General features: G+C 72.6%; 15 protein-coding genes and 1 pseudogene. 5 read left to right on the top strand and 11 right to left on the bottom strand.

The genetic code is table 11. The features are described 5' to 3' along the window. The first annotated feature begins 187 nt into the window (after positions 1 to 187). Complete coding sequence (locus H7827_RS05255; protein WP_432743047.1) at positions 188 to 1,381, top strand: trypsin-like serine peptidase; 1,194 nt, start codon at positions 188 to 190, stop codon at positions 1,379 to 1,381. A 75-nt stretch (positions 1,382 to 1,456) separates the two neighbouring features. Here H7827_RS05255 and panD read toward each other — a convergent pair whose 3' ends face one another. From panD to H7827_RS05275, 4 genes are all read right to left on the bottom strand, one after another. Then, positions 1,457 to 1,879, bottom strand: coding sequence for an aspartate 1-decarboxylase (gene panD / locus H7827_RS05260; RefSeq protein ID WP_046724989.1), 423 nt, complete (start codon positions 1,877 to 1,879; stop codon positions 1,457 to 1,459). 117 nt (positions 1,880 to 1,996) lie between these two features. Then, positions 1,997 to 3,277 carry an MFS transporter gene (locus H7827_RS05265; protein ID WP_432743049.1) on the bottom strand — a complete coding sequence of 427 codons (1,281 nt, stop codon included), beginning with the start codon at positions 3,275 to 3,277 and terminating at the stop codon, positions 1,997 to 1,999. A 155-nt stretch (positions 3,278 to 3,432) separates the two neighbouring features. After that, a complete protein-coding gene (locus H7827_RS05270; RefSeq protein ID WP_432743051.1) occupies positions 3,433 to 5,076 on the bottom strand; it encodes an ABC-F family ATP-binding cassette domain-containing protein in 1,644 nt (547 codons plus the stop codon). A gap of 79 nt (positions 5,077 to 5,155) precedes the next feature. Then, on the bottom strand, positions 5,156 to 6,790 hold the full coding sequence (locus tag H7827_RS05275) for an ABC-F family ATP-binding cassette domain-containing protein (RefSeq protein ID WP_432743053.1): 1,635 nt from the start codon (positions 6,788 to 6,790) through the stop codon (positions 5,156 to 5,158). Positions 6,791 to 7,056: 266 nt separating this feature from the next. Between H7827_RS05275 and H7827_RS05280 the strand changes: the two are divergent. The 3 genes and pseudogenes from H7827_RS05280 (at position 7,057) to H7827_RS05290 (ending at position 10,487) form a co-directional block, all read left to right on the top strand. After that, positions 7,057 to 7,532 (top strand): annotated as a pseudogene (locus tag H7827_RS05280) (Appr-1-p processing protein). A 201-nt stretch (positions 7,533 to 7,733) separates the two neighbouring features. Next, the gene (locus tag H7827_RS05285) at positions 7,734 to 9,374 is read left to right on the top strand and encodes a PP2C family protein-serine/threonine phosphatase (RefSeq protein WP_432743055.1); all 1,641 of its coding nucleotides are present in this window, start codon (positions 7,734 to 7,736) and stop codon (positions 9,372 to 9,374) included. Positions 9,375 to 9,380: 6 nt separating this feature from the next. Then, entirely contained in the window at positions 9,381 to 10,487 is a 1,107-nt protein-coding gene (locus H7827_RS05290) for a cobalamin B12-binding domain-containing protein (protein WP_432743057.1), read from the top strand. A gap of 48 nt (positions 10,488 to 10,535) precedes the next feature. Here H7827_RS05290 and H7827_RS05295 read toward each other — a convergent pair whose 3' ends face one another. From H7827_RS05295 to H7827_RS05315, 5 genes are all read right to left on the bottom strand, one after another. Next, the gene (locus H7827_RS05295) at positions 10,536 to 11,288 is read right to left on the bottom strand and encodes a carbohydrate ABC transporter permease (protein ID WP_432747939.1); all 753 of its coding nucleotides are present in this window, start codon (positions 11,286 to 11,288) and stop codon (positions 10,536 to 10,538) included. A gap of 160 nt (positions 11,289 to 11,448) precedes the next feature. Continuing rightward, positions 11,449 to 12,393: a carbohydrate ABC transporter permease gene (locus tag H7827_RS05300; protein ID WP_386540466.1), complete on the bottom strand. Its 945-nt coding sequence runs from the start codon at positions 12,391 to 12,393 to the stop codon at positions 11,449 to 11,451. Between the two features lie 8 nt (positions 12,394 to 12,401). Further along, entirely contained in the window at positions 12,402 to 13,661 is a 1,260-nt protein-coding gene (locus tag H7827_RS05305; protein WP_432743060.1) for an ABC transporter substrate-binding protein, read from the bottom strand. A 102-nt stretch (positions 13,662 to 13,763) separates the two neighbouring features. After that, complete coding sequence (locus H7827_RS05310; RefSeq protein ID WP_386540469.1) at positions 13,764 to 15,368, bottom strand: FAD-dependent oxidoreductase; 1,605 nt, start codon at positions 15,366 to 15,368, stop codon at positions 13,764 to 13,766. A gap of 89 nt (positions 15,369 to 15,457) precedes the next feature. Continuing rightward, positions 15,458 to 16,489, bottom strand: a complete 1,032-nt coding sequence (locus tag H7827_RS05315) for a LacI family DNA-binding transcriptional regulator (protein ID WP_432743062.1) — start codon at positions 16,487 to 16,489, stop codon at positions 15,458 to 15,460. A gap of 282 nt (positions 16,490 to 16,771) precedes the next feature. On the opposite strand from H7827_RS05315, the gene H7827_RS05320 reads away from it, so the two are divergent. After that, positions 16,772 to 17,785: a hypothetical protein gene (locus tag H7827_RS05320; protein WP_432743064.1), complete on the top strand. Its 1,014-nt coding sequence runs from the start codon at positions 16,772 to 16,774 to the stop codon at positions 17,783 to 17,785. Between the two features lie 55 nt (positions 17,786 to 17,840). Here H7827_RS05320 and hflX read toward each other — a convergent pair whose 3' ends face one another. Together hflX and H7827_RS05330 are read right to left on the bottom strand one after the other, a co-directional pair. Continuing rightward, complete coding sequence (gene hflX, locus H7827_RS05325; protein ID WP_432743066.1) at positions 17,841 to 19,316, bottom strand: GTPase HflX; 1,476 nt, start codon at positions 19,314 to 19,316, stop codon at positions 17,841 to 17,843. Between the two features lie 150 nt (positions 19,317 to 19,466). After that, positions 19,467 to 21,620 (bottom strand): RelA/SpoT family protein, encoded by a 2,154-nt coding sequence (locus H7827_RS05330; RefSeq protein WP_386540475.1) that lies wholly within the window; start codon positions 21,618 to 21,620, stop codon positions 19,467 to 19,469. Positions 21,621 to 21,858 lie beyond the last annotated feature (238 nt).

Genomic DNA, 21,858 nt, shown 5'->3' on the forward strand with positions numbered 1-21,858 from the left:
CACGGCCTGCGACAAGATCATTTACGCGGAACCGGCAGACCGCCCGTGCCCGCCCGCACATGTGGCCGGAACCGGGGACCCCGTGACCGCCGTCTACGGGAGCACCTGCATAGTGGGGGTGCTCCCGCGCTGTCGGGGGGCACATGACAAAACGCACCAAGCCACATGACTCCGGGGGAGTTCACGCATGTCATCGATACGCGGGCGGTTCGGACGCCGCCGCACCGCCCTGGCCGCCACGGCCATGGCGGCCGCACTCGCGCTCACCGCCACCGCCTGCAACGGCGATGACGACGCAAGCAACGACGCCAAGCCCAGCGACGGCACCGAGGTCCAGGACCTGCTGGACAACCTGCCCTTCGACGTCGACCTGGAAGCCTGGATCAACGGTGGCTGGGAGGACTGGGACACCGACACGTGGGTGCGTGACATCGGTGAGTTCTTCAACCCGATCATCGAGGGCCTGTGGGACTCCGACCGCATGGAGGAGGCCCAGGACCCCGACCAGGCGATCGACGACGACGAGATCCAGGAAGACGTCAACCCGCCGCAGAACGACGACCCCGAGTCCGACCGCGGGATCACCGACTCCGAGCCGTTCCCGGTGGAGGCCGAGCAGGTCGCCTTCCCCTACACGGACAACGCGGCGCCGATCGGCAAGGTGTTCTTCGACGCCCCCGAGGGATCCATGGTCTGCTCCGGCACCGTGGTGAAGGACCCCAACCGGCCCGGTCAGTCCAACCTGGTGGCCACCGCCGGGCACTGTGTGCACGCCGGCACCGAGGGCGGCTGGTTCCGCAACATCGCCTTCGTCCCGGCCTTCAACAACAACGGCTCCCCCGACCCGTACAGCGCCGCGTACGAGGAGATGGCTCCCTACGGCGTCTACTGGGCCGACTACGTCTCGACCACCCAGTACTGGATCGACAACGGCACCGCGATGGGCGGCGGCGGCGCGCCCGGCGACTTCGCCATTCTCGAGGTGAGCAACGAGAACGGCTCCGAGCAGTCCCTCGAGGAGACCGTCGGCAACGCCATCGAGGTCGACTTCGGCGCCCCCGCCGTCTCCGGCCTGGGCGATGTCACCCTCTACGGCTTCCCCGCCGCCGACCCCTACGACGGCAACCTCATGTACAACTGCACGGACACCCCCTCCCGGCTGTCCCTGGACGACACCATGCCCGGGATGTACTGGGCCGGCTGCACCATGACCGGCGGCTCCTCCGGCGGCCCCTGGATCCGCTGGGACGCGAGCAACGACCCCAAGCTGATCTCGGTCAACTCCATCGGCCCGATGGAGAGCACCTGGCTGGCGGGCCCGCGCCTGGAGAGCGAGGCCCAGGCGGTCCTGGACCACGTGAGCAGCGGCGCCGGCCGCTGACCCCGGCACATCGAACGGGCCCCGTGCCCTCCGCCGCGGCGGAGGGCACGGGGCCCGTTCGTGTCCGGAGATGGGTCAGGCGCGCGGCACGGCCAGCGGGCCGCGTACGGCGTCCCCGCCCGGCACCGGCTCCGAGGGGTCGGCGCCCAGGGACACCACCCGGTTGTCCGCGTCGACGTGCACCACGCGGGGCCGCAGCGACCGCGCCTCGGCGTCGTCCACCTGCGCGTACGAGATGAGGATCACCAGATCGCCCGGCTGCACCAGATGCGCCGCCGCCCCGTTGATCCCGATGACGCCCGAGCCGCGCTCGCCCTCGATCACATAGGTCTCCAGCCGGCTGCCGTTGGTGATGTCAACGATGTGCACCAGCTCACCGGCCAGCAGATCGGCGGCCTCCATCAGCTCCGCGTCCACGGTCACCGACCCCACGTAGTGCAGGTCGGCCTGGGTCACCGTGGCCCGGTGGATCTTGGACTTGAACATGGTTCGCAACATGTAGGAACTCCTGGAGCTCGGCTCCCTGCCTGCGCTGATGCGGGTCAAGGGCTCTCGTGCCACTCTACGACGCGTCACCCTTCGGGCAGCACCGCCGCGGGACGACGACGCCCCAGCCTACGCAGCGCCCTCGCGGGGCGGCACACCCCCCGGCCCACCGACGCTGAGCGTCCGCTTGGGCAGCCGTTCGATCACCGGGCCCACCAGCATCGCGGCGGCGACCAGGGTGGCCAGGACGATGAACACCGTGCGCGGGGTGGTGTCCAGCAGCCTCGGCGTCCACAGGGCGGCCGCGGCGGCGGCGCCCCGGGCGAGGGCCATGATCGAGCCCTGCGCCGTGGCTCGCAGCAGCGTCGGGAACGCCTCCTGCGACCAGACCTTGAAGATCGCCTCGAAGGCGAGGGCGGTGCCGAAGGTGCCGAGGATCTTGGCCAGGGCCAGACTCCACACATGGACGCCGAACACGGCGGGCAGCGCGAAGTACAGCACGAAGCCCACGGCGCCGATCGCGTACCAGCGCATCCGGTACCGGCCGTCCACGACCCGCATGAACAGCACGGCCATGCCGATGCTGAAGAAGAGGATCGCGAGGTTGACGGCGGAGGCGACCCGCACGGTGCTGCCGGCGACCTCGACGTACAGATACGTGGTGAACTGCCCCATGGTGTTGGCCGCGACCAGGGTCAGTACGTAGAAGGCGGCCAGCGACCCCACGGCCGCCAGGTGCGGCGGACGCAGCAACTGCCGCCCCGCGGTGAGGCGCCGGGCCTCGCCCGCCCGCAGCCCCCGGGCCAGCCGCCGCTGCGCCGACCACTGCCGGGACTCCGGCATCCGCAGCCGGAACGCCAGGACCGCGAGGGCCACCACGGCGACATGGGCGTACAGCACGCGGGCCCCCGTCGCCCCCATGCCGCCGGCCAGCAGCCCGATCAGCTGGGTGGCGCACATCCCCGCGTACCAGAGCACCTGGGTGAGGGCGACGAGCCGGCCCCGGTCCCCCTCGGGCGCCTCCTCCGCGATGAGCGCGATGGAGACCGGCAGGTCCGCGCCCGCCGCGAAGCCCATCAGGATCACGCCCGGGTACAGCCAGCCGCTGCCCGGCGCCGCCGCCAGCACGGCGGCGCCCAGGGCCAGCATCGTCACCGTGACGACGAACACCCGGCGGCGTCCGAAGCGGTCCCCCAGCCGGCCGCCGAGCAATGAGCCGGCGGCGATGGACAGGGTGAGCGCCGAGGACAGCGCCCCGATCGTGCCCGCGGTCAGGGACAGCGGCTCCTTGTACAGAACGAGCGCGGAACCGGTCGAGACGATCGCCGCGGCATCGAGGTAGGAGGCCATGCCGGCCACGCCGGAACGCACCCACAGCGATCGGGGTAAGGCGGGCTTTCCTGGGTCCACGGCGCTGGCTCCTCCTGGGCGGGCGTCGCGGGCCCGGCTGGGCGGGTTCGAGGGCGCGGGAAGGGCGGGGGACCACGCCATCCTAGATTGTCATGGCTTCGTCATGCCACACCAGAGGGCCGCATCCCCCGGACCGTACGGCGCGCCCCGCCCGTTCACTCCCCCGCCGGGCTCAGCCGCACCTCCCGTCCCCGCCAGCGCCCGCGCAGCCAGCGGTCGTGGCTGGCCACCACGACGGCGCCGGGCCCGCCGCCCAGCGCCTCCTCCAACTCGTCGCACAGCCGGGGCGACAGATGGTTGGTGGGTTCGTCGAGCAGCAGCAACTGCGGTGGCCGCGCCACCAGGAGCGCCAGGGCCAGCCTGCGCCGCTGGCCGGCCGACAGCCGGTGGACCGGCAGCCCCGCGTCGGCCTCACTCAGCAGCCCCAGCGAGAGCAGCGGAACCTCCTCCGCGCGCCGTGTCCCCAGCACGCGGGCGTAGATCTCGCGCGCGGTGCGCTCCGGATGGGCGAACCCGGTGTCCTGCGGGAGCAGTCCGGTGGTCAGCCCCGGGCTGCGGTACATCTCGCCCCGCGCCGGGAGCCGGCCCGCCAGGACCCACAGCAGGGTGGACTTGCCCGCGCCGTTGTCACCGGTGACCAGGAGCCGCTCGCCGGGACCGACGTCCAGCCGCAGGCGGGCCAGGCGGCCGGGTACGTGGACATCGTGCAGCGAGACCAGGTGGTCCGCGCCGTGGCCCCCGGCGGCCTCCGTGGCGGCGGTCACCGGCCCCGGCCGGAAGGAGAGCGGGCGCGGCGGGGCGGCGATCGCCTCGCGTTCCAGCTCGGCCAGCCGCCGGGCGGCGTCGCGCGCCCGGCGGGAGATCTGCCGCTGCACCCGGCCGCCGCGGTGCCCGTAGCCCATCTTCTCGTGATCCGTCCGGCCGCGATCCGGTGCCAGGCGGTGCGCGGTCACCCCCGCCGCACGGCGCAGATCCTCCAGCTCCTCCTGTTCCCCGGCGTATCGCCGTTCCCAGCGCCGGTACTCGGCCCGCTGGGCCGCCCGGTAGTCGGTGTAGTTCCCGCCGTACCGCACGGGGCCGCCGCCGGGCGCCGGATCGAGGTCGATCACCTCGGTGCACACCGCGTCCAGGAACGCGCGGTCGTGGCCGGCCAGCACGACGGCGCCGGGCAGGTCGCGCACCCGCCGCGCGACGAAGTCGGCCGCGTCGTCGTCGAGGTGGTTGGTCGGCTCGTCGAGCAGCAGCGCGCCGGGGCGCCGGACGAGCAGCGCGGCCAGGGCCAGCCGGCCGCGCTGTCCGCCGGAGAGCGAACCGAGCGTACGGTCGCGCGGGACGCGGTCCAGGCCGAGTCCGCCCAGGGTGATCGCCGCGCTCCGGTCGGCGTCCCACGCCTGCATCTCCTGGGCGTGTTCGAGCGCCCGGGCGTAGGTCTCCAGCAGGGCGGCGTGGTCCGGCGAGCCGTCCGGCGTCCGGCCCAGCTGTGCGGTGAGCCGGTCGAGTTCGGCCAGCGCGGCGCGGGGCTCGCGCAGCGCGTCGTCCAGGACGGTGGAGAGGGTCGCCCGGGCGTCGAAGGGCATCTCCTGGTGCAGGAAGCCCAGGTCGTCCGGGCGGGTGACCCGACCGGCGTCCGGTTGGTCCACCCCCGCGAGCAGCCGCAGCAGCGTGGTCTTGCCCACGCCGTTCTCGCCGATCAGGCCGATACGGCGGCCGGGAGCGGCGGTGAGGGAGAAGCCGTCGAGGATCCGGCGGCCGCCCCGGATCCGGACGAGGTCGTGCGCGAGCAGCGCGGGTCGGGACATGACGATCCACCTGGGGTGCGGGACGGACGGGGCCCGCCGGGCGTGCCGCCTCGGGCGCGGGCCGGAACGTACGCCGGGCTCACCCCTGGGGAGATCCCGTCTCCGTCAGGGTGCCGTCGGCCAGCAGCAGCCGGCGGCCGACCCCGATCCGGGCCAGGAACGGCTCGTCGTGGCTGACCACCACGAACGCCCCCCGGTACGCGGACAGGGCGCTCTCCAACTGGCCTGCGCTGAGCAGGTCGAGGTTGTTGGTGGGCTCGTCGAGCAGCAGCAGGTGCGGGGCCGGCTCGGCGCACAGCACGCAGGCCAGGGTGGCGCGCAGCAGTTCACCGCCGGAGAGCACCCCCACCGGGAGGTGGGCCCTGGCGCCCCGGAACAGAAAACGGGCGAGGAGGTTCATCCGCTCCGCCTCGGTGCGGTGCGGGGCGAACGCGGTGAAGTTCTCGGCGACGGTGCGCCCAACGTCCAGCAGGTCCAGCCGCTGCGACAGGTAGGCCACCCGGCCGTCGGCCCGGGTCACCTCGCCGGCGTCCGGTTCCAGGCCGCCCTCCAGCAGCCGCAGCAGCGTGGTCTTGCCGGCGCCGTTGGGGCCGGTCAGCGCGATGCGCTCGGGGCCGCGGACGGACAGGTCGACGCCTTCGGCGCCGAAGAGCTGCCGTTCGCCGTGGCGTACCCGCAGGCCGTGGCCGAGGAAGAGGTTGCGGCCGGCCGGGACGCCGGTGTCGGGCAGGTCCAGGGTGAGCCGCTGCTCGTCCCGTACGGCGCGGCCGGCCTCGTCCAGCCTGGCCTGCGCGTCGCTGACCCGGGAGGCGTGCATCTGACCGGCGCGCCCGGCCGACTCCTGGGCCCCGCGCGCCATGTTCCCCGCGAAGATCCGGGGCAGGCCCGCGTTCTTCAGGTTGCGGGAGGCGTTGCTCGCCCGGCGCTCGGCGCGTTCCCTGGCCTGCTGCAGTTCCCGCTTCTCGCGCTTGAGTTCCTTCTCGGCGTTGCGGAGGGTCTTCTCGGCGTTCTCCTGTTCGGCGCTGACGGCCTGCTCGTAGGCGGTGAAGTTGCCGCCGTGGAAGCGGAGCGCGCCGCGGTCGAGTTCGGCGATGCGCTCCATGCGGTCCAGCAGCGCGCGGTCGTGACTGACCAGCAGCAGACAGCCGGACCAGTCCTCCAGCACGTCGTACAGCGTGCGCCGGGCGTCCAGGTCGAGGTTGTTGGTGGGCTCGTCGAGCAGCAGGACATCGGGCCGCTTCAGGAGCTGGGCCGCCAGTCCGAGGGAGACGATCTGCCCGCCGCTGAGGGTCCCCAGGTCCCGGTCGAGGGTGAGTTCCGCGAGCCCCAGCCGGTCGAGCTGGGCCCGGGTGCGTTCCTCGATGTCCCAGTCGTCGCCGATCGTCGCGAAGTGCTCCTCGGCCACGTCGCCCGATTCGACGGCGTCCAGCGCGCGGATCACCTCGGCGACGCCGAGCACCTGGGCGACGGTGAGGTCGGCCGCCAGCGGCAGGCTCTGCGGGAGGTACCCGAGGGGGCCGGAGACGGACACGGTTCCGGCGCTCGGGCGCAGCTCGCCCGCGATGAGCTTCAGCAGGGTGCTCTTGCCGGAGCCGTTGGGCGCGACCAGACCGGTGCGGCCGGCGCCGAGGGTGAAGGTGAGGCCGTCGAAGACGGGGGTGTCATCGGGCCAGGAAAAGGACATACCGGTGCACGTGATGAAGGTGTCGGACATGAAGAACCTCGGTGAAGGAGAGGGCGCGTCTCGGCGCGGCCCGGCAGACGGGTGTCAGGGAACGACAACGAGGCCACCGCGATGCGCATACGCATCGGCCGGCGGCCTGCCCATCCGGGTATCACCCCGAGATGTCGTCTTCACCCACCACGTCTGTGTCTCCTCCGGAGCGGTTCTCGACCTGAGCGAGCCTACACGGCCGCGCTCAGCGGCGCCGGGGAACAACCCGGGCCGCGCGGCGTGGCCGTCGCCGGCAGGATGGGCGGATGACATCGCTGCGCGTCATCCAGGGGGATGCGACGGATCCGCATGCGGCGGGGCCGAAAATCGTCGCCCATGTCTGCAACGACCTCGGAGGCTGGGGCAAGGGCTTCGTCGTGGCCGTCTCCCGCCGCTGGCCGGAGCCCGAGCGGGCCTACCGCCGCTGGCACCGGGAGCGGGCGGACAACGATTTCGGGCTGGGGCGGTGCAGTTCGTGGAGGTACGCCGGGACATCACGGTGGCGAACATGATCGGCCAGCACGGGATGAGGACCGGGAGCAAGGGCAAGCCCATCCGCTACGAGGCGGTGGAGCAGTGCCTGCGGACGGTCGCGGAGGAGGCACGCGCCCGGAAGGCGTCCGTGCATATGCCGCGCATCGGCTGCGGCCTGGCCGGCGGGACGTGGGCGCGCATCGGACCGATCGTCGACGCGACCTTGTGCCGGCCCGGGATCCCGACCACCGTCTACGACCTGGGCTGACTCCCCCGCTGCCCCGCCCCGGGTACCGGCGGCCCGTCAGACCGGGTGCGGCGCGGGCACGTTCACCTGCGGCGTCCTGCGGCCCCGCCGGGAATCCCGGCGGGAGACGGCTTGAAGGACCGGGACGTATACGGGAAACTGCATCGAACTGTTGGCTTTTGTGAAAGGTGACCGTGCTCGCCGTCGCGGGTCCGGACGTTCATGACCAGTGTCGAGGAATCCTCGCGCACGGCACGGCACCCGCTGTCGTCCGTCAGCGCTTCGTGGCCGCTGGCGCCCTGTCCCGCGCTGGTGGTCGACGAGGCGGGCGCCGTTCTGGACGCCAACGCCCGGGCGGCTGACCTGTTTCCGGGCGCGGTACCCGGAGCCCGGCTGGAGGACGCCGTCCCCGGCTGGCTGGCGCGGGCGCACCAGGGGGTGGCACGGGACGGCGGGGCCGCGCCGGGACCGGTGCGCGGTCCGTACGGGGAGCGCTCGCTCGAAGCCCACGCGACGCCCGGCGCGAGCGGCGATGTGGTGTGGTGGCTCCTCGACGACACCGAACAGCGGCTCGCCGAACGGGCGCTGCGCAGTGAGCAGGAGCGCACGGCCTTTCTGGCGGAGGCGTCCACCCGGCTGCTGGCCTCGCTCAACACCGAGCGGTGTGTGGAGGAGGCCGTGGCGCTGGCCACCCGGCACCTCGCAGACGCCGCGATCCTGATCACCCCCGCCTCGGGCCGGGGTCATCACCTGGCCACCGGGGTCGGCGATGAGGTCGTCCGCCGCACCGAACGGATCGACCCGTCCGTCGTCCCCGGGCTCGCGGAGGCCCTTCAGGGCTTCCCGCCCGTGCCCTCCCGCTGGATCGACCCCGCCGTGCTGCCGCACTGGGCGGTGCCCGAAGGGCTCACCGAGCCGGTGGGATCGGTGGTGATCACGCCCCTGCCCGGGCACGGCTTCCCCGCCGGGGCGCTCATCCTGCTGCGGCGCAGCCGGCATGCCGCCTTCGACACCTCCGAGGAACTCTTCGCCCGTGTCTTCGCCGCCCGCGCGGGAGCCGCGCTGTCCGCCGCCCGTCTGTACCAGGAGCAGAACAGCATCACGGCGACCCTCATGGCGGAACTGCTGCCCCCCGTCCTGCACCGGGTGGACGGCGTCGAGTTCGCCGGCGGGTATCGCGCGTCGCGGGAGACCGAGCAGGTGGGCGGAGACTTCTACGACGTCCATCCCGGGGCCGGGGGCGAGCGGGAAACGCTGGCCGTGCTGGGGGATGTGTGCGGCAAGGGCCTGGAGGCGGCGGTTCTGACCGGCAAGATCCGCAATACGCTGCACGCCCTGCTGCCGCTGGCGGACGACCACCAGCATCTGCTGAGTCTGCTGAACGGGGCCATCCTGGCGAAGGGGAACACCCGTTTCGCGACGCTGGTGCTGGCCTCGGTGCGCCGCCGCGGCAGCGTCGTCGACATGCGGCTGACCAGTGCCGGCCATCCGGCGCCGCTCATCGTCCGCCGGGACGGCACGGTGGAGGAGGCGGCCACCGCCGGCACCCTGATCGGCGCGCTTCCCGAGGTCGGGGCGACGACGGCCGAGGTCACCCTGGAGCCGGGCGAGACCTGTCTGCTGTTCACCGACGGCGTCACCGAGGCCCGGGGCGGCCCGCTGGGCGACGTCATGTTCGACGACACCCGGCTGCTCGCCGCGCTGGAGGAGTGCGCCGGCATGCCGGCCGAAGCGGTGGTGGAGCGGATCCAGATGCTCGTGACGCGGTGGATCGACGGAAACCGGCACGACGACATAGCGGTCATGGCGATCACGGCTCCCCATCCGGCCGGCGCGCGGCCGGTCGCCGCAGGCGGCGGCTGACCGTACATGACCGACCCGCTCACCCCGGTCCGAGGCCGCGACGCCGTCCTGCTGCGGGCCCGCGAGGACCTGTGGCGGGCGGTGCGGTTCCGGGACGAGCACGCGGCGGCGGCGGCCGTCTTCGCCGCGCTGGACGACGGCGCCGGGGCGGAGGACGTCCTGCTGGAGGTCGTCGCCCCGGTCCAGCGCAAGGTCGGCACCGAATGGGCCGCCGACCGCTTCACCGTGGCGCAGGAACACGCCGCCACCGCCATCCAGGACCGGATCATCACCGCCATGGCCGACCGGGTCCCCGTCACCCGGCCGCGCGGGGGGCGCGGCACCGTGGCCGTGGCCTGTGTGGACGGCGACTGGCACGTCCTGCCCACCCGGATCCTGGCCGAAGTGCTGCGCCACCGCGGCTACCCGGTGGACTTCCTGGGCGCCCAGGTCCCCACTTCCCGGCTCATCGCCCATCTGCACCGGACCGCACCCGCGGCGCTGGCCCTGTCCTCCTCCCTCCCCACGCATCTGCCGGGCGCGCACACGGCCATCAGCGCCGCGCGGGCGGCCGGGGTGCCCGTGCTGGCCGGTGGGGCCGCCTTCGGCGCCGACGGCCGCTACGCCCGCCTGTTCGGCGCCGACGGCTGGGCGCCCGACGCCCGGGGGGCGACGGCGGTGCTGGACGGTGGGCTGCCCCGTCCGCACACCGGTGTCGTCCGGCAGACCGTGGAGGATCTGCCGCACCTCGCCGACCAGGAGTACACGCTGGTCGCCCGGAGCAGACGGCAGCTGGTGCGGAACACCATGGCCGGGCTCGAGGAACGGGTGCCCGCGATGCGCACGTACACCGCGGCCCAGCGGGAGCACACCGCCGAGGATGTGCTCCACGTCGTGGACTTCCTGGCCACGGCCCTGTACACCGATGACGCGCTCCTGTTCACCGGGTTCCTGCACTGGACCGGCGAGGTGCTGCGGGCCCGCGGCGTCCCCGTCCGGGTGCTCGCGCCCTGCCTGGAGCTTCTCCGGGACGACCTCAAGGACCTGCCGCGCGCCCGCGGGTTCCTCGCCCTGGGCCTTGCCGGCGCGCCGGCCGGACCTGTCGCGCGGGACGGATCCCCCGCGGACGGATGACCGTGCGGCACCGGCCCCCGCGCGGGGGCCGGTACGGCACGGGTGCGGTCAGCCCTTGAGCCCAGTGTGGGCGAGGCCCTCGACGAACTGACGCTGCATGACGATGAAGAACACCAGCACCGGCAGCGCCGTCATGGAGGCCGCCGCCAGCTGCACGTCCCACATCGGTCCGCCGTAGGCGTCGACGAAGTGGGTGAGCGCCTGCGGCAGCGTGAACTTCTCCGGGGTCGACAGGAAGACGATCGGCTCCAGGTAGAGGTTCCAGCTGTGCAGGAAGGTGAAGATGGCCACCGCGCCGAGCGCCGGCCTGGCCAGCGGCAGGGCGATCCGCCGGTAGACGGCGAACTGGCCGAGCCCGTCCAGGCGGGCGGCCTCCTCCAGTTCCCTGGGGATGGCGATGAAGAACTGCCGCATGATCAAGGTGGCCAGCACGCTGGGGGCGCCGAGGATCGGCACCAGGATCAGCGGCCAGTGGGTGTCGATCATGCCCCACTCGTTGAACATCTGGAACAGCGGGACGATCGTCACCTCGCTGGGGATCAGCAGGCCGGTCAGCACCACGAGGAAGAGCGCGTTCTGGCCGGGGAAGCGGATGCGCGCGAAGGCGTACCCGGCCAGGGAGGAGACCGCCAGCGTCCCGAGGGTGACCACCAGCGCGATGTACATGGAGTTCAGGTACTGCGCGGCGAACGGCTGCACCTCGAAGACCCGTTGGTAGGCGTCCAGCCGGGGACTGTCCGGCAGCAGCGAGGGCGGGAAGGCGAAGATCTCGTTGGCCGGCTTCAGGGAGGCCGTCACCATCCACCAGGTCGGGAAGAGGAAGGGGACGGACAGCAGCGCCAGCGTCCCGTAGACGATCAGCGCCGTGCGCCACGATCCGCCGCGTTTCGGCTTCCGGCGGGCCGGCTCGTCACGGGCCGGGCTGTTGCCCTCGGCGCCACGGGGGCGGCGGGTTGCGACCTCACTGCTCATGGAACACCCACTTCTTGCGCAACTGCCACTGGACGAACGTCAGCACGAAGACGATCGCGAACAGCAGCACCGACAGCGTCGCCCCGTATCCGAAGTGGTGGAACTGGAAAGCCTGCTGGTACAGGTAGTAGACGAGCACCGTGGTCGAGGTCCCCGGTCCGCCGCTGGTGAGCACATCGATCTGGGCGAACACCTGCAGGGAGCCGACGACCGTGATGATGGAGGTCAGCAGGATCGTCGGGCTGATCATCGGCACCGTGATGCGCACGAACCGCGTCCACCGGCCCGCGCCGTCCATCGTGGCCGCCTCGTACAGCTCCCGGGGCACGCCCTGCAGCGCGGCGAGGAAGAGCACCATGTTCAGACCGACGTTCTTGAAGACCTGCACCACGATCACCGAGAGCATGGCGGTGAACTCACCGCGCAGCCAGTTCGGCCCGGTCATGCCGAACACGTCGAGCAGCCCGTTGACGCCGCCGTTCTCCTGGAGCAGGAAGCGCCACACGATCGTCCACGCCACCAGCGAGACGACCACCGGGGAGAAGAAGACCGTGCGGAAGAACGTCGTACCGGCCAGCCGCCGGTTCAGCATCAGTGCCAGCCACAGCGCCAGGCTCAGGTTGAGCAGCACGAGGCCGATGGAGAACACAGCGGTCGCCGTCAGCACCCCCGGCAGCGAGGGGTCGTTCAGCAGCTGGTCGTAGTTGTCCGTGCCGGTGAACTCGAAGGAGCCCGCCAGCACGTTCCACTCGTGCAGGCTGTACCAGAACACCAGGATCAGCGGCAGCAGGACGAACACGGCGCTGCCGATCAGCTGCGGGGCGACGAAGAGGTATCCGGCGAGCGCCTCGCGGCGCCGGCCGGTCCAGAACGGGCGGCCGGGCGGCCCGGAGCGGTCCGCCCGCCGCCGCTCCTTCGGCGCCGGGCCGCTCATCCGCGAACTCACCGGTCCAGCAGGGGCTGCACGGAGGCGCACACGTCCCCGAGCACCGCCGGTACGTCCGCGCCCGGCTTCCACAGCGCGTCCAGCTGGGCGCGCACGGTCTGCGCGATCTGCTCCTGCCCCAGGTGGCTGGGCTTGACCACGCCGCCGGCGATGCCGGCCACCACGGTGTCCTGCAACTGCTCGGCGCTGAGCAGCGGGTTGGTCTGTGCCAGGGTCTCGGCGGTCAGCTGGGACTCGCGGGGCGGCGGGAAGTACTCGGCGAGCCGGGCGGAGTTCTCCGGTGCGGTGAAGTGGGCCAGGAAGTCGGCGGCGATCTCGGGGTGGTCGCCGACCCGCAGTACGCCGAGCCCGGCCTGCCCGATCACCGCGTACTCGCCGGCCGGACCGGCGGGCAGCGGCACCATGTCCCAGGCGAAACCGGCCTCTTCCAGGAGCGAGGCGCGGGAGATCTGGGTGACGGTGTAGGCGGCCTCACCGGCGAAGAAGTCCGCGCTGGTCCCCGGCCCCGGCATCGCGCCGTGCTCGAAGACCGCATCGTGCAGGAAGGTCATCGCCCCGACCATCTCCGGCCGGTCGAAGCCGCACTGGGAGGACTCGTCCCAGGCCCGGGCGTCCCAGCCGGTCCACAGGGTGGCGAGGTAGTCCCAGCCGGTGTAGTCGAAGTCGCGGATCACCATGCCGGAGGCGTCGGTCTGCCCGGCGACGGTGGACGCGGCGCCGATGACCTCGTCCCAGGTCCACTCCCCCGCCCCCGTCATCTCGCTGGGCGCGGGCACCCCGGCCTCGGCCAGCAGGTCGAGGTTGGCGAAGACCGCGAAGGGCGAGGTGGAGAACGGGTAGGCGAACAACTGGTCGTCCTCGCGCCAGAGTTCGGTGGTGGCGGGCAGCAGGTCCTCGAACGCGTACCCCTCGGTCCCGGTCAGCACCTCGTCCAGCGGCACCAGCGCGCCGGAGGAGACGAAGTCCGGGGCGGAGCTCTCGAAGATCCAGGCCAGGTCGGGGGCGTTGCCGCCGGCGATCTGGGTGGTCAGCGCGGTGGTGTACCCGTCGAAGGGCAGCGGGTCGAAGGTGATCTTCTCGACCCGGGGGTGCTCCGCGATGTAGGCGTCGGCTATCTCGTCGAACAGCGCCAGGTGGTCGTCGTTCGCGGTCCACACGGCGACGCGCAGCGAGACCGGCGCGTCGGGGTCGCCCCCGCTGCCGGAGCCGCCGCAGGCGGTGAGGGTCAGCAGGCCGGCCAGCGTGGCCGCTGCCATGGGCCTGCTCATGGAAGGCTTCATTGCACTTCTCCTTGAGTCGTGCCTGGTGTCGTGATGTCCGGTAGGTCGGTGACGTCGCCCGTCGTCGGCGGCGCCGGGTCAGTAACCCGCGATGTCGGGCCAGCTCAGTTCGACGCCCTGGGCGGTCAGCCGGTCCTGGAAGGACGCCAGCTGCGCCGGGTCGTTGCGCACGGCGCGCGGGGTGGTGGACTGCTGGAGACAGTGGGCGGCCAGGGTTCCGGCGGCCTCACCGATGTTCCATTCGACCGGGTGCAGGCGGTAGCAGCCATTGGTGATGTGGGTGGTGCCGATGTTCTTCCCGGCCGGCAGCAGGTTCTCCATGCGGACCGGGATCAGCGCTCCGAGCGGGATGCGGAACGGACTGGCGGCGACGTCGATGTAGTTGTCGCCGCCGGTCGAGGGGTGCAGGTCGATGCGGTACATCCCGACGCCGACGGTGTCGTGGTAGGGGACGGCGCCCTTGTCGCCGCGCAGCGCCACGGACAGGTCCTGTTCCACGACGGTGTACTCGGCGGCGATCCGCCGCGACTCGCGGTAGTACGGCGCCTGGGCCAGGCCGTCCGCCGAACCGGTGATGTCGCCGCGCAGCCGCAGCCCGGGGAAGCCGGTGCCGCCGTCGGGGCGCGGTGCCTCGGTCTGCAGCCAGTACAGCACGCTGTACGACAGTTGCCGGGCCGCCGCCAGCCGGGCCGCCGCGTCGGGGACGTCGATGACGGGGGCCAGGAAGTAGTCGATCATCGGCCAGTTGACCAGGCAGATGTCGCTCTCGTAGGCGCCGGGGGTGAAGTTGCGGCGGGCCGCGATGCGGCGGAACGTCCACAGGTTGGCGTCGCCGCCGGACAGCCGCTGGTCGGCGACGACCGCGTCCGGGTCGTCGTCCGGGTTGGGGGTGAAGCTGCGCGTGCCCGTTTCCAGGGTGCGGGGGTTGGGGGTGTTCCAGCCGAGCAGGTTGCCGCCCCAGAAGTCGGTGCGGAACTCCCGCCAGAACCCGTAGTCGGCGGGCCGGTCGATGGTGTGGTCGCCGTCCACGTGGTCGACGGCGAAGCAGACCGAGACGGCCTGCATGTTCATCGGCTGGGCCTCGGCGGGGGCGCTGGGTTCGCCGGTCACCTCGCCCGACTCGAACCCGGTGACGTACTCGGTGCCGGTCAGCGGCAGCAGTTCGCCGCTCTCGGTGGCGTCGATGACGTACCGGCCGGTGACGGTGATCTCCTCCCCGCCGTCCCGGTGGGCGAGCCGGACGGCGCTCACCCGGTCGCCCTCGGTCTCCGCGCCGATCGGCCGGTAGGGCTGGAGCACCCGCAGCCGCCCGCTGCCGCGGTGGGGGGCGAGCATCTCCTCGATGACGGCGACGGCCACACGCGGCTCGTGGCACAGCCGGCTGACGTGCCCGGCGCCGGGGTTCAGGTCGCGACGTGCCCTGGCCCGCGGCGTCAGCGGGTAGTTGCGGCGGTAGTACGCGCGGATGCCGTCCCGCAGCTGCCGGTAGGAGGCCGTGACGCCGAACTGCTCGACCCAGGAGTGCTCGTCCGGCGGTACGGCCTGGCTGGTCAGCTGGCCGCCGAGCCAGTCGTACTCCTCGGTCAGGATGACCCGTTGGCCGGCGCGCAGGGCGGCGAGGGCGGCGGCGACGCCGCCGAGGCCGCCGCCGACGACCACGAGGTCGGTGTCCAGTTCCGTCATGTCTCGCCTCTCATCAGGGGGTACGGGTGTGCGGGTGCGGCGGAGTCCTCGGTGGGGTCCGCGGTACGGGCGCGGGTGCGGCGGCGCGGTCATCCGGGCGGCGGTGCGAGGCTCGCGCCCCGGTGGCTCGCACAGCCGAGCAGGCGCTGCGTCGCGGTGCTCTCCTCCTCCAGCAGGGCGCTGAGCACCTCCACGGCCTGCCGTCCCATCTCCCGGCGGGGGATGCGGAATCCGGTGAAGTCGATGTCGGCGGTGGCCGGCCGGGTCGGGTCGCCCAGCGCCACGATGGAGATCCCGGCCGGTACCGGATGCCCGAGTTCGCCCAGCCGGTCGGCCAGTTGCTGGCAGTCGGCGGGCTCCTCGACGAACAGCGCGGTCACGCCGTCGGCGAGCAGTTGGGGCAGCCGTGCGATCAGCTCGGCGGTCTCCCCCGCGAGCACGGTGCCCGTGGCGCCGGTGGCGGTGAGCCCGGCGGTGAAGCCGTCCCGCCGGTCACCGCGCGACTCGGCCCGGCTGCCGCTGCCCAGGTAGGCCAGCCTCCGGTGTCCCCGGTCCACCGCCCCGGCCACGAGTGCGGCGACCGCGCCGGGGTAGTCGGCGCCGACGTAGGGCACCGGGCCGCCGGCGGCCGCGCGGCGGCCGACCGAGACGAAGGGGTAGTCCTCGGCCACCAGCCGGGCCAGTTCGCCGGAGTCGGTCTCCCGGCCGAGCAGGATGCAGCCGTCGGCGAGCCGGAAACGGTTGCCGTCGTGGAAGATGCGCCGCCGTCCGTCCACCACCGGGGCGCTGGTCAGCAGCAGAAGATCGCAGCCGAGTTGTTCGGCGCTCTCCTCGATGCCTGCCAGAAAAGGCTGGTAGAAGTCCCGGGTTCCGCTGGGGAAGACGGCCTCGTAGGTGAAGACGCCGATGATCCGGTTGCGCCGGGCGACCATGCGCCGGGCCACCGGGTCGGCCACGTAGCCGGTCTCGGCGATGGCCTCCAGCACCCGTTCCCTGGTCTCCGGCGCGATCCGTACCCCGGCGTCGAGCCGGTTGTTCAGCACCAGGGAGACCGTGGTCTGGCTGACGCCGCTGATCCGGGCGATGTCCTGCTGGGTCACCCGGCGGCGGGGTCCGGTCACGGCCGCCTCCTCTCGACTGCCATCCATGGCGCCATGGTTGATCCGCACGGCCTGCCCATCATCACTAATACGTATTAGTGGCCGGTGCGTTCCGCCATGCTGCATTCCCGGCCGAGGGCCGTCAAGAAGGTAATTCGTATTAGCACCTTGACGCTGCTGCGAGCGGCGCGGAAGCTGTGCTGCCATCGGCTCCCCGAGCGGGAGGACCGAGCACGACCGTCGTCAGCCGTCGGCAACCCCATGTCACGCAACCCCCCTCACTCTTCTCACTCTGGAGTCGTCATGACGGACGAAGTGAGCCCCTCCCCCACCACTCCCCTGAGCCGCCGCACCCTGCTGCGCGGCACCGCGGCGCTGGGCACAGCGACAGCGGCCGGCGGGCTGCTCTCCCTGACCGGGGCCTCATCCGCCCAGGCGGCCGTCCCCGGATTCCCCACCTTCAGCCACTACGGCGTGGTGCTCGACAAGAGCCGGCTGAAGTACAACCCGAGGAACGAGCTGATCTTCCCCTCCGTGCGGTACGTCGCCGGCCGGATCGCCAACCCGCTGGGCCGCTGGTACATGTACTACGCCCCGCACGACGCGCCCGGCGGGATCTGCCTGGCCTACGCCGACACGGCCACCGGCCCCTGGAAGGAGTACCCCAACAACCCCGTCATTCCGCGCACCTGGGCGAGCTTCGACGTCTCCCACGTCTCCAGCCCGGACGCGTTCTACAACCCCGCCGACCGCAAGATCTACCTGTTCTTCCACGGCGAGAACCACACGACCCGGGTGGCGAGTTCGTCCGACGGACGCAGCTTCCAGTACCACAACAGGGTGGTGGGCACCTACATGCTCCCGGGCGTCAGCGAGACGTCCTACGCGCGGGTCTTCCCGCACCCGACCCAGTCCGGCGTCTACATCATGCTCTTCATGGGCAACCACGGCGGCACCCGCAAGATCTACATCGGCTGGTCCCACGCGCTGACCTCCGGCTGGCAGGTCAAGCAGAAGCCGCTGATCTCGCCGCAGGCGGGCGAGGGCGGCCAGCTCTCCGGCGCGCACTACTGGTCGCGCAACGGCGGCGGGCACGTGGTGTACCACTCCGGCGCCGGGAACATCCATGTCGCCCGGGTCGGCACCGGCTTCGACCGCGAGGACCACCTCGGGGTGCTGTACGACTCCCGGTCGGCCGCCCCGGACAACGGACGGGCCGCCGCACCCTCGTTCGTCGAGGTGGACGGACGGCTGCACATGTTCTACGAGGCCGGGCAGCGCGGCGCGACCAACATCGCCCTGGCCCGCGCCAACTGATCTCACACGTGTGGGGCTCCCCCGGCCGGGGAAGCCCCACACGTCAACGCGTCATTCAGCCCTGGGTCGCCAGCGCGTACGGCTCCAGCAGCGCACCCAGCTCCGGGTGGACCCGCGCGGTCAGCAGCGTGCCGTCACCGGTGTGCTCCTCGCGGAGCACCTCACCCTCGGAGTGCACCCGCGAGACCAGCGCGCCCTCGGTGTACGGCACCAGCGCCGCCACCTCCACGTCGGGGCGCGGCAGCTCGTCGTCGATCCAGGCCAGCAGCTGCTCGATGCCGAGCCCGCTGTGCGCCGACACGGCGATCGCCCGCCGCTCCGCGCGCAGCAGCCGCTGAAGGGTCAGCTCGTCGGCGGCGTCGGCCTTGTTGATCACCACGATCTCCGGCACCTGGGTGGCACCGACCTCGCGGATCACCTCGCGCACGGCCGCCAGCTGCTCCTCGGGCACCGGATGCGAGCCGTCCACCACGTGCAGGATGAGATCGGCCTCGCCGACCTCCTCCATCGTGGAGCGGAACGCCTCCACCAGGTGGTGCGGCAGATGCCGGACGAACCCCACCGTGTCCGCCAGGGTGTACAGCCGCCCGCTGGGCGTCTCGGCCCGGCGCACCGTCGGGTCCAGGGTGGCGAACAGCGCGTTCTCCACCAGCACCCCGGCACCGGTCAGGCGGTTCAGCAGGGAGGACTTGCCGGCGTTCGTGTATCCGGCGATGGCCACCGACGGCACATGGTTGCGGCGCCGCTCGCCCCGCTTGATCTCCCGGCCGGTCTTCATCTCGGCGATCTCCCGGCGCATCTTCGCCATCTTCTCGCGGATGCGCCGCCGGTCGGTCTCGATCTTGGTCTCACCGGGGCCACGGGTGGCCATGCCGCCACCGCCGCCGCCACCCATCTGCCGGGACAGCGACTGACCCCAGCCGCGCAGCCGGGGCAGCATGTACTGCATCTGGGCGAGCGAGACCTGCGCCTTGCCCTCCCGGGACTTGGCGTGCTGGGCGAAGATGTCCAGGATCAGCGCGGTGCGGTCGACCACCTTGACCTTGACGACATCCTCCAGCTTGATCAGCTGGCCGGGGCTGAGCTCACCGTCGCACACGACGGTGTCGGCGCCGGTCTCCAGCACCAGGTCACGCAGCTCCTGTGCCTTGCCGGAGCCGATGTAGGTGGCGGGGTCGGGCTTCGAGCGGCGCTGCGTGACGCCCTCGAGCACCTGCGCGCCCGCCGTCTCCGCCAGCGCCGCCAGCTCCGCGAGGGAGTTGTCCGCGTCCTGGGCGGTACCCGAGGTCCACACGCCCACCAGCACCACGCGCTCCAGGCGCAGCTGGCGGTACTCGACCTCGGTGACGTCCTCCAGCTCGGTGGACAGCCCGGCGACGCGGCGCAGCGCGGCGCGCTCCTCGCGGTCGAACTGCTCCCCGTCCCGCTCTTCGTCGAAGGTGCTCCAGTCCGCGTCCTCATCCATCAGGGCGTCGGCCCGGCGGCTCGCGGCGGGGCGTGAGTTTTCCTGAGGAAGGGATGAAAACGTCAATGCGATCCTTAGTCGTTTCGGCGAAGCGGCTGTGACAGCCGTCTGGATGTCAACAAGAACGCCGGGGCACTTCGGAAGATTCCCGCTTTCCCGGACGGGTCCATAGTGGCACGGCGGGATCGGGCCGTCACCCGGTTTGCGGCGCGCCGCTCAGCGCCGCGGCCGGGCCGCCCGCGAGACGTCGTACACGCCGGGCACCTCGCGCATCGCGCGCATCAGCCGGGGCAGTCCCGAGGCGTCGGGCAGTCGCAGCGTGTAGGTGTGCCGTACCCGCTGCTGGCGCGGCGGCTCCACCTCGGCCTGCAGGACGGCGGCGCCGTGCGCGGCGAGCGCCTCGGTCAGGTCGGCCAGCAGATGCGGACGGCCCAGTGACTCCGCGTACAGGGTGACGCGGCAGCCGACGGACGGTGACCGCCAGCCGACCTCCAGCGCCCCACGGCCGGCACCGGTCATGCGTACCGCGGTCGGACAGCTCTCCCGGTGCACGGTGACGGCGCCCCCGCTGACCAGGAAGCCGCGCACCCGGTCCGGGGGGACCGGGGTGCAGCAGCGCGCCAGCCGCACCGGGGCGCCGGGGGCCTCCGCCACCAGCGCCACGGGCTCGGAGGCGGGCTCGGTACGCGCGGGGTCCGGGGCGGCCGGGGGCTGCGGGACGGTGGCGGGCGGCGCGGGCGCGGCGGGGTGCTCGGCCGTCCGCGGCGGCTGGGGCGGCTCCCCTTCCAGGCGGCGCCGGATCGGGATCCGGGCGGCGGGCGTGGTCGCGTACTCCAGCCATTCGGCGGCGGGCCCCGCGCCAGGGCCCGGATCCGGGTCGAGCAGCAGCCGTACGGTGTCGCCGTCGCGCAGCACGGTGCGCAGCGTGGCGAGCCGCCCGTTGACGCGGGCGCCGATGCAGGTGTGGGCGAGCTGCCCGTGCCGGGCGTAGGCCGCGTCCACGCAGGTGGCTCCGGCGGGCAGCTGGAGCGGGCCCTCGTCGTCGGCCTCGGCGAAGACGGTGATCTCGCGGTCCTGGGCCAGCTCGGCGCGCAGCGAGGTCCAGAAGGTGTCCGGGTCGGGCTCCTGCCGCTGCCAGTCCAGCAGCCGGGACAGCCACCCGGGGCGGCCGGGGTCGGCCCGCCCGCCGTCCTCGCCCGCGGCACCCGGCGCCTCCGGCTCCCCGGCGCGGTGCGGGTCGCCGAGCGCGATCACCCCGGCCTCGGCGATCCGGTGCATCGCGTGGGTCCGCACCAGGGCCTCGGCCACCAGCCCGTCGCGGTCGGCGAAGGCGGTGTGCAGCGAACGGTAGAGGTTGAACTTGGGGGCCGCGATGAAGTCCTTGAACTCCGAGACCACCGGCGTGAAGCAGGTGTGCAGCTCGCCCAGCACCCCGTAGCAGTCGGCGTCCTCGGCCACCAGGATCAGCAGCCGCCCGAAGCCGCCGGGACCGAGTCCGCCGCGTTTGAGCAGCGCCCTGTGCAGCGAGACGACGTGGCGGGGCCGGATCATCACCTCGGCCGTGATCCCGGCGTCCCGCAGGATCTCGCGGACCTGGCCGGCGACCCCCTCCAGCGGCTCGGGGCCGGCGCGGTGGGCACGCAGCAGTTCCAGGGCGCTCGCGTGCTCGGCGGGGTGGAGGATGGCGAAGACCAGGTCCTCCAGCTCGGTCTTGAGCGCCTGCACGCCGAGACGCTCGGCCAGCGGGATCAGCACCTCGTCGGTGACGCGGGCGATGCGGGCCTGCTTCTCGGGGCGCATGACCCCGAGGGTGCGCATGTTGTGCAGCCGGTCCGCGAGCTTGATCGACATCACCCGCACGTCGGTGCCGGTGGCCACCAGCATCTTGCGGAAGGTCTCGGGCTCGGCGGCGGCGCCGTACTCCACCTTCTCCAGCTTGGTGACGCCGTCGACGAGCAGTTCCACCTCGGCGCCGAACCCCGCCCGCACCTGGGCGAGGGTCACCTCGGTGTCCTCGACGGTGTCGTGCAGCAGGGAGGCCGTCAGGGTGGTGGTCTCGGCGCCGAGTTCGGCGAGGATGAGCGTGACGGCGAGCGGGTGGGTGATGTACGGCTCGCCGCTCTTGCGCATCTGTCCGCGGTGGGCGGACTCGGCGAGCAGGTAGGCGCGGCGCAGCGCGTCGATGTCGGCGCGCGGATGGTGGCGGCGGTGCACCTGGGCGATGTGCTCGATCGCGTCGGGCAGCCCGTGCCGGGGGGCCGAGGGCCCGAAGACGGCGGCACGCCCGAGCTGACGCAGTCTCAGCACGTCGATCCGGTGGCCGCGCCGTGACCTGGCGGCCTTGCTCGGTCCGATCGCCTCTGCACTCAAGGGGCACCTCCCGGCTGCGTCACCGGGCCGCGTGGCTCCCGTGACAATCCCCTCAGCGGCGCCGGTGCTTGATGGTACCGAGCTGATCACCCCCATCCGCCCGCCCGTTGCCCCTTCCCGCCCGGATCACCCGTTCGAGCGACGAATGTCCCGGCCAACCTGTCCGAAATCCAGCCCCTTGCCGGGGAGTTGACGGGGCGTTCGGTGGCCGGGAGAGGCGCGTCCGAGGGCACGGAAG

Origin of the sequence: Streptomyces sp. JH002 (assembly GCF_050916115.1) — a bacterium.
GTDB lineage: Bacteria > Actinomycetota > Actinomycetes > Streptomycetales > Streptomycetaceae > Streptomyces > Streptomyces xiamenensis.

Bases quoted from the DNA above. Each gene is read 5' to 3' on its own strand.
- H7827_RS05255 (WP_432743047.1), top strand. From the start codon at position 188: ATGTCATCGATACGCGGGCGGTTCGGACGCCGCCGCACCGCCCTGGCC.
- panD (WP_046724989.1), bottom strand. From the start codon at position 1,879: ATGTTGCGAACCATGTTCAAGTCCAAGATCCACCGGGCCACGGTGACC.
- H7827_RS05270 (WP_432743051.1), bottom strand. From the start codon at position 5,076: ATGTCCCGACCCGCGCTGCTCGCGCACGACCTCGTCCGGATCCGGGGC.
- H7827_RS05275 (WP_432743053.1), bottom strand. From the start codon at position 6,790: ATGTCCGACACCTTCATCACGTGCACCGGTATGTCCTTTTCCTGGCCC.
- H7827_RS05285 (WP_432743055.1), top strand. From the start codon at position 7,734: ATGACCAGTGTCGAGGAATCCTCGCGCACGGCACGGCACCCGCTGTCG.
- H7827_RS05290 (WP_432743057.1), top strand. From the start codon at position 9,381: ATGACCGACCCGCTCACCCCGGTCCGAGGCCGCGACGCCGTCCTGCTG.
- H7827_RS05295 (WP_432747939.1), bottom strand. From the start codon at position 11,288: ATGGTGACGGCCTCCCTGAAGCCGGCCAACGAGATCTTCGCCTTCCCG.
- H7827_RS05300 (WP_386540466.1), bottom strand. From the start codon at position 12,393: ATGAGCGGCCCGGCGCCGAAGGAGCGGCGGCGGGCGGACCGCTCCGGG.
- H7827_RS05305 (WP_432743060.1), bottom strand. From the start codon at position 13,661: ATGGCAGCGGCCACGCTGGCCGGCCTGCTGACCCTCACCGCCTGCGGC.
- H7827_RS05310 (WP_386540469.1), bottom strand. From the start codon at position 15,368: ATGACGGAACTGGACACCGACCTCGTGGTCGTCGGCGGCGGCCTCGGC.
- H7827_RS05320 (WP_432743064.1), top strand. From the start codon at position 16,772: ATGACGGACGAAGTGAGCCCCTCCCCCACCACTCCCCTGAGCCGCCGC.